The organism is Vibrio sp. YIC-376 (genome assembly GCF_052353105.1).
Lineage (GTDB): Bacteria > Pseudomonadota > Gammaproteobacteria > Enterobacterales > Vibrionaceae > Vibrio.
In genome coordinates, this window is the sequence record NZ_JBBWFK010000011.1 from 44682 (window position 1) to 59723 (window position 15042).

Genomic DNA, 15042 nt, shown 5'->3' on the forward strand with positions numbered 1-15042 from the left:
ATTCTGTATGGCAATCTATTTAACTGAACTTGATAACACCTTCACTTTTCCATCCCCATATAAGGCGCTTCGCGACCCTAATGGTTTACTGGCCTTTGGTGGCGACTTGGCTCCCATGAGAATACTTAAAGGTTATCACCTGGGAATTTTTCCATGGTACGGCCCCGGTGAACCTATACTCTGGTGGAGTCCTTCTCCAAGGGCTGTCTTTGATCCTCAAACTTTTAAGCCTTCAAAAAGCCTGAAAAAATTTCAACGCAAACATAACTACCAGGTTACCCTCAACTACGCGACGGAACTGGTAATCAGACTCTGTTCATCAACCCGTCCTGCAAGTGAAACCTGGTTAAACGAAGACATGCAAGCAGCATATGTAAAGCTTTCTAAACTCGGTCATTGCCATTCAATAGAAGTATGGGATGACGGTGAATTAATTGGCGGCTTATACGGTTTAAGTATTGGTCAACTTTTTTGCGGTGAATCTATGTTTAGCTTAAAGGATAACGCATCAAAGATTGCCTTGTGGTATTTATGTAATCATTTGAAAGCAAAGGAAGGCCAACTGATTGATTGTCAGGTGATGAACCCACACTTAGCATCACTCGGAGCATTTGAGCTTGATCGAGACGAGTTCATGCAAAAGCTACTATCTTTAAGAGAAAAACAAACAGCTTTAGGCACTTTTGAGCCACAAATTTTGCGGAATTCAATATCATGAGCTCGGATCTACAACACATTCGTATTGGCTTAACCAATAATCACCCGTGTAGTTATCTACCAGAGCGGCAAGAGCGCGTTGCCGTGGCACTTGATGACGAATTACATACGGAACAAAACTATCAAATCCTGATGGCGAATGGCTTTCGTCGCAGCGGAGATACAATATACAAACCGCATTGCGAGCATTGTAATTCGTGCCAGCCAATACGTATCGCAATTAACGATTTTGCCCCATCGAAAAGTCAGAAACGATTGCTCAAAAAAGCACAGCATTTCCGCTGGGAAATGAAACCTGAAATGGACTTTGAATGGTTTGACCTATACAGCAGGTATATTTCTAAAAGGCATCAGAGCGGGACAATGTATCCTCCGAAACGCGATGAGTTTGCTCGTTTTGCTCAGACAAACTGGCTCACTACCCTATTCTTACATGTCTATGATGAGTCAGAAAAATTGATTGCGGTTGGCGTGACTGACGTGATGAAACAGTGCTCCAGTGCGTTTTATACTTTCTTCGACCCAGACTATCCATTGTCCATCGGAACATTGGCAGTACTGTATCAAATCCAATATTGCCAAGAAAACCAACAACAATGGCTATACTTGGGTTATCAGATTGATGAATGTCCGGCAATGAACTATAAAACACGTTTTCAACGCCACCAAAGGCTAGTAAATCAGCGTTGGCAAGGGTAGAATACGCCCCAACTTTACATAATTACTATTTAGCGGCACAATAGCGCCCGCTAATATTTGCCTAATTTCTAAAGAGGATTAAATGGCTAAAGAAGACGTAATCGAGATGCAAGGCACTGTCCTTGACACTCTACCAAACACTATGTTCCGTGTTGAACTTGAAAACGGCCACGTTGTGACTGCTCATATCTCTGGCAAGATGCGTAAGAACTACATCCGTATCCTTACGGGTGACAAAGTAACTGTAGAGATGACTCCATACGACCTATCTAAAGGCCGCATCGTCTTCCGTGCTCGTTAATCTTTGATTTTCGAATGCAAATAAAAAGCGGAGCACATTGCTCCGTTTTTTATTTGTGATCGAAATATTGCTATTTGTCTTTTCAGAGCACGCCGTTTATCGCTTGGTTATCGTTACTGAACCATAAACTTTTGGTAGCTCAACAAAAAAGGATGCGAATAATCGCATCCTTTTTGTCGTATCAGTGAGCTTGAAACTAGTGCATCGCTGCTTCTTTTTCACTTAAGTATTCAAACTCAAGCGCATCGTTAACAAGTGTGACCTTCACGGTACCACCGTCAACTAAAGAACCAAACAATAGTTCGTTAGCCAAAGGTTTCTTAAGCTGTTCTTGGATTACACGGCTCATCGGACGAGCACCCATAGCCTTGTCGTAACCCTTGATAGCTAACCAATGGCGAGCATCTTGCGATACTTCCATTGAAACGCCACGAGCATCTAACTGTACTTGTAGTTCAACGATAAATTTATCGACGACTTGATGGATAACAGTCTCATCAAGGCTATTAAACCAAATAATATTATCAAGACGGTTTCGGAACTCAGGCGTAAAGACTTTTTTAATCTCCGCCATAGCATCGAAGCTATTGTCTTGCTGAATCAAACCAATCGATTTTCTTTCCGTTTCCGCAACACCAGCGTTAGTTGTCATCACTAATATCACATTACGAAAATCTGCTTTACGGCCGTTGTTATCTGTCAGCGTCCCGTTATCCATCACTTGTAATAACAAGTTAAAGATGTCTGGGTGCGCTTTTTCGATTTCATCCAACAAAACCACAGAGTGTGGATGTTTGATAACGGCATCAGTAAGCAAACCACCTTGGTCATAACCTACATAACCCGGAGGAGCACCGATTAATCGGCTGACCGAATGACGTTCACCATATTCAGACATATCAAAGCGTAGTAACTCGATTCCAAGTAGCTTAGACAACTGAACAGTAACTTCGGTTTTACCGACACCAGTAGGCCCTGCAAACAAGAAAGAGCCAACAGGTTTGTTATCTACACCTAAACCCGCTCTCGTGAGTTTAATTGCTTCGGACAGCGCATCTATTGCGTTGTTCTGACCGAATACCAGCATCTTCATTTTCTTGTCCAGATTCTTCAGGATATCTTTATCTGAAGAGGACACTGATTTCTCTGGAATTCGTGCCATTTTGGCGACCATGGCTTCGATCTCGGCAACGCCCACTGTCTTCTTACGACGACTAGCAGGAGCTAGACGACTACACGCACCCGCTTCATCAATAACATCGATCGCTTTATCTGGTAGGTGGCGTTCATTAATGTACTTGGCGGACAACTCAACTGCCGCTCGCAGAGCTTTGTTCGTGTAACGAACTTCGTGGTGCGCTTCATATTTGGGCTTCAGACCCATCAGAATCTTGGTTGTATCATCAAGAGATGGCTCAACAACATCAATCTTCTGGAAGCGACGAGAAAGCGCTCGTTCTTTCTCAAAGATATTGCTGTACTCTTGGTACGTAGTCGAACCTATACAGCGGAGTTTACCACTGCTCAACAGAGGTTTAATCAAATTCGCAGCATCGACTTGACCACCAGAAGCAGCGCCAGCACCGATGATGGTATGAATTTCATCAATGAAAAGAATCGCATCTTTTTCTTTCTCAAGTTGTCTCAAAATGGTTTTGAAACGCTTCTCGAAGTCACCGCGGTATTTGGTACCCGCAAGCAACGAACCGATATCAAGAGAGTAAATCACACTATTTTCAATAACTTCAGGAACTTGGCCTTCAACGATTCTCCAAGCAAGGCCCTCTGCAATTGCTGTTTTACCTACCCCAGCTTCACCCACTAATAACGGGTTATTTTTGCGACGACGGCATAGTACCTGGATAGTTCGCTCAAGTTCTTTATCTCGACCGATAAGCGGATCGATATTACCTTCTTTCGCGACTTGGTTGAGGTTTGTTGCGAAACTCTCTAAACGTTCGTCGGAATTAGAATCCTCAACACTGTCTGAGCTAAAAGAATCTGATGATGAAGAATCCTCGCTTGCGCCTGAGGCTTTAGTAATACCATGTGAGATGAAATTAACGATATCTAAACGTGAAATGTCATTTTTCTTAAGAAGATATGCTGCGTGAGATTCCTGCTCACTAAAAATTGCAACAAGTACGTTAGCACCCGTTACCTCATTTCTTCCGGACGATTGAACATGAAACACTGCTCGTTGCAGTACTCGTTGAAAACTTAAAGTTGGCTGGGTTTCGCGCGTCTCATCACTTTCAGGAATGAGCGGCGTAGTTTGGTCGATAAAAATATCGAGCTCGTTACGCAAAGCATCAAGATCTGCTTTGCAGGCGATAAGTGCTTCCTTAGCTGCGTCATTCTCCAACAATGCGAGTAGGAGGTGTTCGACAGTCATAAACTCGTGACGTTTGTCTCGCGCACGAGCAAATGCACTGTTAAGGCTTGACTCTAGTTCTTTGTTTAGCATAAGTACCTCCCGAAAAGACAACTTGGGTTGTTCGAGCAAGTCTTCTTTTACGCTTGCTCCATAGTGCAAAGTAACGGATGTTCATTTTCCCTTGCGTACATCGTAACTTGCGCTACTTTTGTCTCGGCAATTTCTGCGCTGTAAGTTCCGCAGACTGCCTTTCCTTCATAGTGTACCTTGAGCATTATTTGAGTCGCTTTATCAATATCGTGAGAAAAGAATCGCTCAAGTACCTCTATGACGAAATCCATAGGTGTATAATCATCATTGTTGAGTACAACGTTATACAGCTTAGGTGGCTGAATTTTTGTACTTTCTCGCTCCAGAAGATCAGAGTCCGGAGTGACCCATTCAAAATTTTTACTCATGGCACTTTTAAAGATATCGTATCAAAGGGTTGATGTTTTCGACCTATAAAAACAATCTACCACAAGCATGCCGAGCGGTGTAGTGAGAAGTGACACCGAAATAGAACTTTGATCGATAAAAGTTGCTACCTTATTATATAGAGACTAATGCACCTCTAGCGGCCGCGCAAATAAAAGATGCTTATCGTCATGTCATGAGCTTTTACTCAAATCATTTACACATTCTCTAAAACATTTTTACTCTCAAATCTGCTAGACCATTACAAAATTATTGCCCGTTTCAGATCGCATTTCGTTCCGCATAATCCGATATTTATCACGAAAACATCATTTTTTATTCAATTAGACGAATTCACTGTTACATGCAAAGCATGCAGTATAGCTTTTCTACAACCCCTGCCTTTTTTAGCCAAAATATCTAAACATCGGCGTACAGCAGCTAAAATGTTTGCAAAATTGTTAATCTCAAAAGTGATTTGTTTTCAATAATGTTTCTGTTTGTTGCAATGCACTATTGACTGTATGGATTCATTGACTACAGTGGAATGTGTTGATGCATAAATCCTCATCTTGGCTAACTCATGACACAGTAGCGCCGAGAGGAAGGTTTACATCGGCGAGACAAACATTGAGAAAGTCGTTTGTTAGCAGTCGTAAATAGTAGTACCAAGTTAAAGGTATAACTTGGTGATAGTAACAACATCAGTAAAAAATGCATGAGGGATGTAAAAGCATGGCTACAGGTACAGTTAAGTGGTTTAACAATGCCAAAGGATTTGGGTTTATCTGTTCAGACGAAGAAGAAGGAGATATCTTTGCCCACTACTCAACTATCCAGATGGACGGTTATCGTACACTGAAAGCAGGCCAACAAGTCTCATACGAGATCGAAAAAGGTCCGAAAGGCTGTCACGCAAGCAGCGTAGTGCCGATCGGAGACCAAGCGAAATAAATTAGAGCGCTGTAGAAAAAACCTTTACTCTCGTAATGGCTATTTGTCTTTGCGTAGAGAAAATTAAACCCGCCAAGTGAGCGGGTTTTTTATTATCTGAAAAACACACCACGAATGGTGTGTCTATCCGATATTACTTGTCGATGATTGAGTTCAGAATCGCACTTGGACGCATTAACTGAGATGTCAATGCATCGTCAAGTAGGTAGTAACCACCTAGCTCGCCTTTAACACCTTGTGCGTTGTTCAGTTCAGCAACAATCTCTTCTTCATTTTCTGACAGCGCTTTAGCAATCGGCGCAAACTCAGCAGCAAGATCAGCATCTGCTGTTTGCTCCGCCAATGCTTTCGCCCAGTATGAAGCCAGGTAGAAATGGCTGCCGCGGTTGTCCAGCTCACCTACTTTGCGAGAAGGAGACTTGTTTTTATCCAGGAATTCACCTGTCGCTTTATCCAGAGTATCAGCAAGAACCTGTGCTTTAGCGTTACCCGTAACTACACTTAGGTGCTCAAGTGATGCCGCCAGCGCCAGGAACTCACCTAGAGAGTCCCAACGAAGGTGGTTCTCTTTTTCAACTTGCTGAACGTGTTTCGGAGCCGAGCCACCTGCACCTGTTTCAAACAGGCCACCGCCATTCATCAGCGGTACAATCGATAGCATTTTCGCAGATGTACCTAGTTCTAGAATTGGGAACAAGTCCGTTAGGTAATCACGTAGTACGTTACCTGTTACAGAAATCGTATCTAGACCCGCCTTAATGCGCTCAAGCGAATACTTACAAGCGTCTACTGGAGATAGGATCTTGATTTCTAGACCGTCAGTGTCGTGCTCAGGCAGGTATGCATTCACCTTTTTGATCAGTTCAGCGTCGTGTGCACGGTTTTCATCTAGCCAGAACACTGCTGGAACACCAGTTGCACGAGCACGAGTCACTGCTAGTTTCACCCAATCTTGAATAGGCGCATCTTTCACCTGACACATACGGAAGATATCGCCTTCCTCTACCGCTTGCTCAAGAAGAACCTGACCCGCTGAATCAACAACACGCACCGTACCTGCTGCATCTAGGATGAATGTCTTATCGTGGGAGCCGTACTCTTCTGCTTTTTGAGCCATTAGACCAACGTTTGGCACACTGCCCATTGTTGTTGGATCAAATGCACCGTGCTCTTTGCAGAAATCGATTACTGCTTGGTAAATACCTGCGTAGCAACGATCAGGGATCAATGCTTTAGTATCTTTCTGTTTACCGTCTGGTCCCCACATTTGACCAGAAGAGCGAAGCATTGCTGGCATAGATGCGTCAACAATGATGTCACTTGGTACGTGTAGGTTAGTGATACCGCGGTCAGAGTCCACCATTGCTAGCTCAGGCTGAGTTTGGTAAACCGCTTGAATTGCCGCTTCGATCTCTTCTTTTTGCGCTGCAGGCAAGGATTCAATTTTTGCGTAAACGTCACCAAGACCGTTATTTACATCAACGCCAAGCTCTTCGAATAGCTTGCCGTACTTAGCAAATACGTCTTTATAGTAGACTTTTACTGCGTGACCGAAGATAACAGGGTCAGAAACCTTCATCATGGTCGCTTTCATATGTAGAGATAGCAATACATCTTGCGCTTTCGCTTCAGCGATCTCTTTTTCGAAGAATTCAACGAGTGCTTTCTTCTTCAGTACTGAGCTGTCGATCACTTCTTTGTCTAATAGTGGAAACGCTGCTTTTAGCACTTTAACTGCACCGTCAACGCCGACGAATTCGATTTTTACATCTGTTGCGCCTGAAATCGTAGTCGACTTTTCACTGCCAAAGAAGTCATCACCAGACATGCTTGCTACATGTGATTTAGAGTCTGCAGACCATGCACCCATTGAATGAGGGTTTTTCTTCGCATAGTTCTTAACAGAAAGCGGAGCACGGCGGTCTGAGTTACCTTCACGTAGAACTGGGTTTACCGCACTACCTTTAATCTTGTCATACGCAGCTTTAATCGCTTCTTCTTCGTAAGTTGCTGGTTCTTCTGGGTAGTTCGGTAGATCGTATCCTTTACCTTGAAGCTCTTTGATTGCTGCTTTCAACTGAGGGACAGAAGCCGAAATGTTTGGCAGTTTGATAATGTTAGCTTCTGGTGTCTGCGCTAGAGCGCCAAGCTCTGTCAACGCATCACCAATACGTTGGTCTTCTTTTAAATGCTCTGGGAAGTTAGCGATAATTCGACCTGCTAGCGAAATATCACGAGTATCTACATTGATGCCAGACGACGCAGTAAACGATTGGATGATTGGCAGTAATGAATAAGTTGCTAGCGCCGGTGCTTCATCAGTGATGGTGTAGATAATTGTTGGCTTTTCTGTAGGCATGAAATTTCCCTATTTTTTAATCAACTTGTTGGTTGATCAACTCAAGATCTGAGTTGGTTTATTTGACTCACAGCCACGTTTTAGAAGTTAGATTCTCCTCGTAACGCAACATGCGGTGTGCACTCTTTGTTATAGTTTGAAGCGCTTGGCTCTGAATCCATGAGTGCACTGATATAATTAAACAAATAACACGAAATAGTCTATCATTCTGTGCGCGTTTATTAAATTTAGGCGCGCAAATGATATCTGATCATAATAAAACTTAAAACTTTCAAACACAGTTCATTTACATTTTTGTAGGGTAGTTAACATGTCATCTCGTACAGGTTATGAAAAAGGTCGTCGTAGTAATCAATCTAAAGCGGGACATTTTAAACGTTCAGGAAAGCCAAACCCTACACAAGAGCAAGCTAAAAGACGCCGCCCTACCCGTGCAACACAAACTCAAAAGCCACGCATAGACCTTAAAGATCGTAAAGTCATCATCTTTAATAAGCCATATGACACACTAAGCCAGTTTACCGACGGTGAGGGACGTAAAACACTCGCCGATTATATTCCAGTGAAAGATGTTTATTCGGCAGGCCGCTTAGATCGTGACAGTGAAGGCCTCATGGTGCTTACCAATGACGGTATTTTGCAGGCAAAATTAACACAGCCTACGTCTAAATCTCCCAAGACTTACTGGGTACAAGTCGATGGCGAGCCTAAAGAAGAAGATCTGGATAAATTACGTAAAGGTGTTGAGCTAAAAGACGGTATGACACTGCCAGCAAAAGTTGAAGTCATGGCAGCACCAGAAATTTGGGAAAGAACACCACCAGTGCGTTTTCGCGCAAATATTCCGACCACATGGCTGGCAATTACCATTATAGAGGGTAGAAACCGCCAAGTTAGGCGTATGACCGCCCATATTGGCTTCCCTACTCTACGCTTAGTACGTTTTTCTATGGGGAGTATCGAGCTAAGTGATCTACAGCCGGGAGAGTGGAAAGAGATAGAGATTTAACCACTTTGATGAAAAAAGCCAGCGGCTCTAGCTACTGGCTTTCTAAAAGCAGTCATCTACGTTGAGTGAGTGCGATTACTGCTGGTCAACCAACCACTTACGGAAGGCTTTACGCTCGTTTGGCGACAATTTCAAATACTGCATTTTTGCTCTTTGCATTTCTAGGCTATCTTGGCCAGCAGACTTCGCTGCCTGCTGCGTACCGTTTACGAGACTCGCATCGGCAACTGGTGCGATTGCACTGCCCGCAAAAGTAATACCGTTGGCTGCATTATAAATAGCAAGTTGCTCGTCAAGGTTTGAATAAGGGAACGTGCCCTTTTTTCCCACCATTTTGACTTGGTCGTAGTCTATATCGCTGTCATTAAGGCTAACATTCCAATCAATCTTATCGCCATCAAACACTTTTTTTGCTTGAACTAGCTCGTTCAGTTGCGGGCCATCGATTTCCAATTCGCCACCATTGACATCCAAAGTAAGAATATAAGGCGCTGAAGTGAAGTTACCACGCTTTTCACCTCGGCCTAACATTGTATTCATACGCAATACGATTTGATTCGGCCCCGTCGCAAGCATAAACGGTTTATCCATCTGTTTTGCATCTTGGCTATTGATAAATAGCACCTCAATCCCCTGAGCCGCATCCAGTTCCGTCAATGAATTGGTATTAGCATACGCATTAGGGACACTCAACGCGGAAAGCGCCATTAAAATCGAAGTCCAAATTGTACGTTTCATGATTTAACCCTTTTTTATCATTAAGTTTTATACCCAAATAATCTCGAAGCTTTGATATCACCATGCAATTTAAGCTCAGTTGGGTATAACGCTTACAACTTCCCTATATAATCAAAAAGGCCGCATAAATGCGACCTTTGGATTACATTCAACTTGATGCCAAGTTATTAGAATGTGTAGTAGATACCTGCTACAGCACCGTCAGCTTCAACTTTGTTGTCGCTGTCTACTTTGTTTTCGTAATCAGAGTACTCGATGAACGCTGCGATGTTGCTAGAAACTGCGTAGTCTGCACCTACAGTGTAGTAAGTGATTTCTTCGTCGTTGTCACCGTCAGTGAAACCGAATGAAGTGTAAAGACGTGCTTTTTCGATTTGGTAGTCTAGAGCAGCAGAAACTGTTTCTAGGTCTGTAGCGCCATCGATGTCTTCGAATACGTAGTTCACTGCTGCACCGAAGTTAGCTACGTTCAAACGTGCTGCTGCACCCATGATTTGGTGGTCATCACCTAGACCGCGGTTGCCTTGATCTTGGTAAGTTGCGCCTACAGTGAACATTTCGTTGATTTCGTATTGAGCAGAAAAACCGTATGCTACATCTTCATCTTCATTAGAAGATAGGTAAGAGTCAGCAATTAACTTAAGACCGCCAGTTGTGTACTTCATTGAAACTGCGTGACCAGCAGACTCAAGAGAGTTAACAAAGTCATCCATGTAACCGAAGCCTTCGTTAGTGTTATCGATAGTGATTGCATCTAGAGAATCACCGAAATCACCCACTTCACCAACAGCAATACCAAAGTTTTCACCGATGTACGCACCGAAGTAAAGGTCGTCAGTTTTCATTGACTGATCGTCATCCAACTTGCCTTCCCAACCATTGAAACCGTTACCGTTTTCGATTTCGAAAGAGCCGAATGCAGTTACCGTTTCGTTCAACTTGTGTTGTGCATCAATCTGGATTTTTGCCCATAGGTCTACGTCAACATCAGCTTTAGATTTCGTCTTTACACCAGCGTCAGTTACTGTTGTTTCAGCAGCACTTAGGTAAGTATCGATTTCACCTTTAACGTTGAATGAAGTTGTGCCGTCATCGTAGATGTTGCCTGCTGCAAGCGCAGAAGTAGAAATAGTTGCTACTGCTAATGCTAAAAGAGTCTTTTTCATAGTTAATCCACTGCCTTTTCTTAGTTTGGGATATCCTTTTCCGATTCCCTTTTTTTATATTTTTTGGGAAAAAGCGATAACTAGCTGTTACGCAATGCATTCCCAAAATCTGTGCCTAAGAGTGCAAAAGATTATTCTGCCTGTCAAATTTTATAAATCCAAATGTAAAAAAATAAAAATATTCTTTAAATTCAATGTGTTGATTTGTTTAATTTCAATTATTCGATCAACTTCTAAGCAATCGCCTTGAATTTTTTCAATTTACATATTCCTTAACAACAAAAACAACTGGAATGATTTGATTAAAAAACAGACCAACATTCAAGATAAAACACTAAACATACAGCTATTTTGGAGTTTTATATTTTTCATATAATGAAATTAATTTCATTTGGTTTAGGTTCAATATTTTTTTGTGAAGAAGATCGATATTCAAAAGAAAAGCATTCCATTTTGTGAACTAACTTACAGGTAGTGATGTGTGCTACTATTCGCCTCCAACGCACTTGAGGCCCGTATGCTGACCAGTAACATTCAAAAATCGATTCGCAATAGCTATCAAAACCTGCAGACTCAGCTTGATAACTTTGTACCAAGACGAGCCCAAAACTATCTCGTTGCAGAAATAGCCAAGACGCTTTGTGGTCAATATCATAAGTCCAATCGAATGCTCGTAGCTGAAGCTGGCACCGGAATCGGGAAGTCCCTCTCCTACCTTATGGCAGTGATTCCAGTCGCCATTTTCAATAATAGAAAAGTGGTAATCTCTACTGCTACGGTGGCCTTACAAGAGCAGCTCATTAGCAAGGACTTACCACTGTTTCGTCGTATTACGGATAGAGAGTTTTCGTTTATTCTGGCGAAAGGTCGGCAGCGCTACTGCTGCGCAGAAAAGCTTGCAACGGCCAGCGGAGTCGATGGCGGCCAGTTGGCGATGTTTGAAACTAAGCCTAAAAAGAAAGATATTGAGTTATTAGAGACGATGTACCGCTCTCTTGCTCAAGGAAAGTGGGATGGTGACCGCGACTCATGGCCAAAGCCTATCGATGACCAACTGTGGCAATTGATCGTAAGCGATAAGCACAGTTGCAATAACAGTTTACCGGGACATCGCGGATGTCCATTTCAGAAAGCCCGTTCTGAGCTCGATAAGAACGACGTGATTATTGCTAACCACTCGCTGGTCATGGCCGATGCCGACTTAGGTGGTGGCGTGATCCTGCCTGAGCCGGAAAACACCATTTATGTCTTCGACGAGGCGCATCATCTTCCTCACGTTGCCCGCGATCATGCCTCAGCATCGGCTAGCTTGAAAGGTGCTGCGGCGTGGCTAGAGAAGTTAAATCAATCCATTAGTAAGTTCTCTTCGTTAGCTGATGAAAAGCGAGTGGCTAGATTCCGTAATGATCTACAGGAGTCAGTTCAAACGTTGATTCCAGAGCTTAGCCAGTTAACTAAGCAGTTCGACCCGGCGCACTTTGAAGAAGGGATATATCGTTTTGAACATGGCGAATTGCCATCCTGGTTAGAAAATCAATCTAAAGAGCTAAAACAAGCAAGCAAGAAAGCGAATCAAAGTGTTGCGAAAATAGCCGATCTTATCGCAGAGCGTGTGAAAGATGGCGAATTGGCAGCAAGATTAGCCGAACCAGCTTTAGCAGAGTTGGGGTTTTATATTCAGCGATTAGAAAATCTCGCTCAAGTCTGGAATCTAATGGCGGAACCAGCACGCGAAAAAGGAGCGCCACTTGCGAGATGGTTGGAAAAACATCCAGATCGTGAGGGAGACTTTATTGTAAGTGTCTCCCCTTTAGAAATTGGCTGGCAGCTTGATCAACAAATCTGGAGCCGCTGTATCGGTGCCGTGCTGGTTTCTGCGACGATTAGAGCTCTAAACTCTTTCCACTACTTTTGTCATCAAGCAGGCATAGACAGTAAACCAGAGTCAGGGACTCAGTTTCTTGCACTGGCTTCTCCATTTGATTATCAGAACCAAGCGGAACTACTCATTCCAGCAATGAAGTATGAGCCATCAGCTCCGCAGTTTACTGAATATCTTATTGAAATTTTGCCTAAGTACTTAGAAGACAATAAAGCCAATTTGGTATTATTCTCTTCTTACTGGCAAATGAACCAAGTCGCGGAAGCTTTATCTTCAGATTTCATCAAACGAGGTTGGGCTTTACAAATACAAGGTGAAAGCTCTCGTCAGGAAATTCTAAAGAAACATAAAAAGCTAATAGAATCAAACAAAACCAGCGTTTTATTTGGTACAGGCAGCTTTTCCGAAGGACTCGATTTACCAGGAGAACTTCTGGAAAATCTGGTTATTACCAAAATACCGTTTGGCGTACCTACCTCGCCGGTGGAGCAAGCGCATTCAGAGTACATAGAAAAGAAAGGCGGAAATCCGTTTATGCAAATCACTGTACCTGACGCAAGCAAAAAGCTGATCCAAAGCGTTGGTCGATTACTGCGTAAGGAACGTGATTCTGGTAGAGTAACGATTCTAGATAGACGCCTTGTCACGAAACGTTATGGACAAGCCTTAATCGACTCGCTGCCGCCATTTAAACGTAAAATAGAATATTAGAAGAATAACCATTTATGGAAATGATTGAGCCAGGCATGTTACTGGTGTTGGCGCTTGTCGCTTTTGTCGCAGGATTCATTGATGCGGTTGCCGGAGGCGGCGGCATGCTGACCGTACCTGCTTTGTTGTCATTGGGACTACCACCTCATATTGCTTTGGGTACGAATAAACTCGCTGCAACCTTTGCCTCTTCGACGGCTGCTTTTACTTATTACAAGAAGCGCTTATTCCGTCCACAGTGTTGGGGTAGAGCCTTTGTTGCTACTTTGATAGGTGCCGCATTAGGAACGCTGTTTGTCGATGCAATCAGTACTGAATGGCTAGAGAAAGTACTGCCACTGATTATTTTGGCCGCTGCACTTTATACCGTCTTTCATAAAACGCCTAAAACAACGCATCAAAGTCCAATCCCAGAGCCTTGCCCTCTTCTGCATAAAAAGCAATACGCGCAAGGTTTCTCAATTGGCTTTTACGATGGATTAGCGGGGCCTGGTACTGGAGCATTTTGGACGGTGAGTTCTATGGCACTGTATCGCCTTAATATCTTGCTGGCTTCTGGTTTAGCAAAAGCGATGAACTTTACCAGCAACTTTACTTCGCTCATAACCTTTGCAGTATTAGGTCACATCAACTGGGTCTTAGGCTTAACGATGGGTCTATGCTTAATGGCAGGCGCATTTGTTGGCGCTCACTCAGCGATTCACTTTGGAGCCAAGTTCATTCGTCCGGTTTTTGTGACCGTAGTGAGTATACTTGCTATCAAATTGGCTTATGACGCCTGGTTTGTAGGTTTAACATGAACATCGAGCAACTTTCAGCACATTTAGAGCAGATGGCAAAGCAAGCTGCCATTCTGGATCGTCAAAGAGGTGAGCATCATGTTCCGCTGTTTGATGAGCGGCTATTTAGTTGCCGTTCTCGATTATTAACCCCATGTGTTAAAGAAGCCAAAGCGACATTAGGGACTATCGTCCGCGAACAGAACGAAGGTAAGTTAACCGCTCTTCGCGCTGAATACATTACCGAACGATTAGTTGCACAAATTGCTGCTATTCAACGCGAAATATCGACAACGAAAATCCGCAAAAACGAAATTAAACACAGTAGCCATTTCCGCAAGCCTATCAATGTACTGTATCAAGAACTGGCTCAGCACCAAGAATGGGCTCGACGCTTACGAGAAATGGTGCTTGATAAAGAAAGAGCCGTAGAGGCAGCTCCAAGCTTTATGCGTGCGGAAGCCCAGAAAGCGCTGCTCGCGACGGAGCAAAGACTGGAACGCTGTGAAGCAGCATTAGTGAAGCTCGAAAACCAAATAACTCACAGGGAAAAACATCAGTAATGTCTGACCAATGTAAAACGCCTTTAGAGGACGCGCCAGAAGAAATAAAGTTAGCTGTCGACCTCATATACCTGCTTGAATCAAATGACATTGATCCTAAAACCGCGCTAAACGCGTTGAAAATCGTACAAGTAGATTTAGAGAACAAACTAAAAGAAAAACAGTAGCCTCTCATCTTCAAACTTCGTTTTCAGACCTGTTCTTACAATATTTTGAGAATCATTTTCATCACATTTCAGCAATGCTACCATCCACGACAAATACCTAGACATGGATTGTGAAAATACATTAATAAATGCTGAGTGGGATTAGCACATGAGGTTCATGACAT

General features: G+C 43.1%; 14 protein-coding genes. 9 read left to right on the top strand and 5 right to left on the bottom strand.

Translation table 11 applies throughout. From position 1 onward, the window contains the following. Positions 1-7 precede the first annotated feature (7 nt). The 3 genes from aat (at position 8) to infA (ending at position 1717) form a co-directional block, all read left to right on the top strand. Positions 8-718, top strand: coding sequence for a leucyl/phenylalanyl-tRNA--protein transferase (gene aat, locus WJM94_RS18735; protein ID WP_444495712.1), 711 nt, complete (start codon positions 8-10; stop codon positions 716-718). Continuing rightward, entirely contained in the window at positions 715-1416 is a 702-nt protein-coding gene (locus WJM94_RS18740; protein WP_444495713.1) for an arginyltransferase, read from the top strand. The genes aat and WJM94_RS18740 overlap by 4 nt, the downstream gene beginning before the upstream one ends. 82 nt (positions 1417-1498) lie before the next feature. Beyond that, positions 1499-1717, top strand: coding sequence for a translation initiation factor IF-1 (gene infA / locus WJM94_RS18745; RefSeq protein WP_001040192.1), 219 nt, complete (start codon positions 1499-1501; stop codon positions 1715-1717). Between the two features lie 196 nt (positions 1718-1913). Here infA and clpA read toward each other — a convergent pair whose 3' ends face one another. Together clpA and clpS are read right to left on the bottom strand one after the other, a co-directional pair. After that, positions 1914-4184, bottom strand: coding sequence for an ATP-dependent Clp protease ATP-binding subunit ClpA (gene clpA, locus WJM94_RS18750; protein ID WP_444495714.1), 2271 nt, complete (start codon positions 4182-4184; stop codon positions 1914-1916). A gap of 47 nt (positions 4185-4231) precedes the next feature. After that, complete coding sequence (clpS, locus tag WJM94_RS18755; protein ID WP_029828370.1) at positions 4232-4552, bottom strand: ATP-dependent Clp protease adapter ClpS; 321 nt, start codon at positions 4550-4552, stop codon at positions 4232-4234. A 733-nt stretch (positions 4553-5285) separates the two neighbouring features. Here clpS and cspD point away from each other — a divergent pair. Continuing rightward, positions 5286-5504 (top strand): cold shock domain-containing protein CspD, encoded by a 219-nt coding sequence (cspD, locus tag WJM94_RS18760; protein WP_444495715.1) that lies wholly within the window; start codon positions 5286-5288, stop codon positions 5502-5504. 133 nt (positions 5505-5637) lie between these two features. Here the strand turns inward: cspD and WJM94_RS18765 are convergent, their stop codons facing one another. Beyond that, on the bottom strand, positions 5638-7863 hold the full coding sequence (locus tag WJM94_RS18765) for an NADP-dependent isocitrate dehydrogenase (RefSeq protein WP_444495716.1): 2226 nt from the start codon (positions 7861-7863) through the stop codon (positions 5638-5640). A 310-nt stretch (positions 7864-8173) separates the two neighbouring features. On the opposite strand from WJM94_RS18765, the gene WJM94_RS18770 reads away from it, so the two are divergent. Beyond that, positions 8174-8872, top strand: coding sequence for a pseudouridine synthase (locus tag WJM94_RS18770; RefSeq protein WP_444495717.1), 699 nt, complete (start codon positions 8174-8176; stop codon positions 8870-8872). 75 nt (positions 8873-8947) lie between these two features. Here WJM94_RS18770 and WJM94_RS18775 read toward each other — a convergent pair whose 3' ends face one another. Both WJM94_RS18775 and WJM94_RS18780 read right to left on the bottom strand, forming a co-directional pair. Then, positions 8948-9610, bottom strand: coding sequence for a DUF2057 family protein (locus tag WJM94_RS18775; protein WP_444495718.1), 663 nt, complete (start codon positions 9608-9610; stop codon positions 8948-8950). A gap of 167 nt (positions 9611-9777) precedes the next feature. Continuing rightward, positions 9778-10776, bottom strand: coding sequence for a porin (locus tag WJM94_RS18780; protein ID WP_444495719.1), 999 nt, complete (start codon positions 10774-10776; stop codon positions 9778-9780). 517 nt (positions 10777-11293) lie between these two features. Here WJM94_RS18780 and dinG point away from each other — a divergent pair. From dinG to rsmS, 4 genes are read left to right on the top strand one after another with little or no spacing between them, the layout of a single operon-like run. Continuing rightward, the gene (gene dinG, locus WJM94_RS18785; RefSeq protein ID WP_444495720.1) at positions 11294-13369 is read left to right on the top strand and encodes an ATP-dependent DNA helicase DinG; all 2076 of its coding nucleotides are present in this window, start codon (positions 11294-11296) and stop codon (positions 13367-13369) included. Positions 13370-13383: 14 nt separating this feature from the next. Beyond that, complete coding sequence (locus WJM94_RS18790) at positions 13384-14169, top strand: sulfite exporter TauE/SafE family protein (RefSeq protein ID WP_444495721.1); 786 nt, start codon at positions 13384-13386, stop codon at positions 14167-14169. Next, the gene (locus tag WJM94_RS18795) at positions 14166-14711 is read left to right on the top strand and encodes a primosomal replication protein (RefSeq protein WP_444495722.1); all 546 of its coding nucleotides are present in this window, start codon (positions 14166-14168) and stop codon (positions 14709-14711) included. The genes WJM94_RS18790 and WJM94_RS18795 overlap by 4 nt, the downstream gene beginning before the upstream one ends. Next, complete coding sequence (rsmS, locus tag WJM94_RS18800) at positions 14711-14878, top strand: pleiotropic regulatory protein RsmS (RefSeq protein WP_444495723.1); 168 nt, start codon at positions 14711-14713, stop codon at positions 14876-14878. Before WJM94_RS18795 ends, rsmS begins: the two co-directional genes overlap by 1 nt. Positions 14879-15042 lie beyond the last annotated feature (164 nt).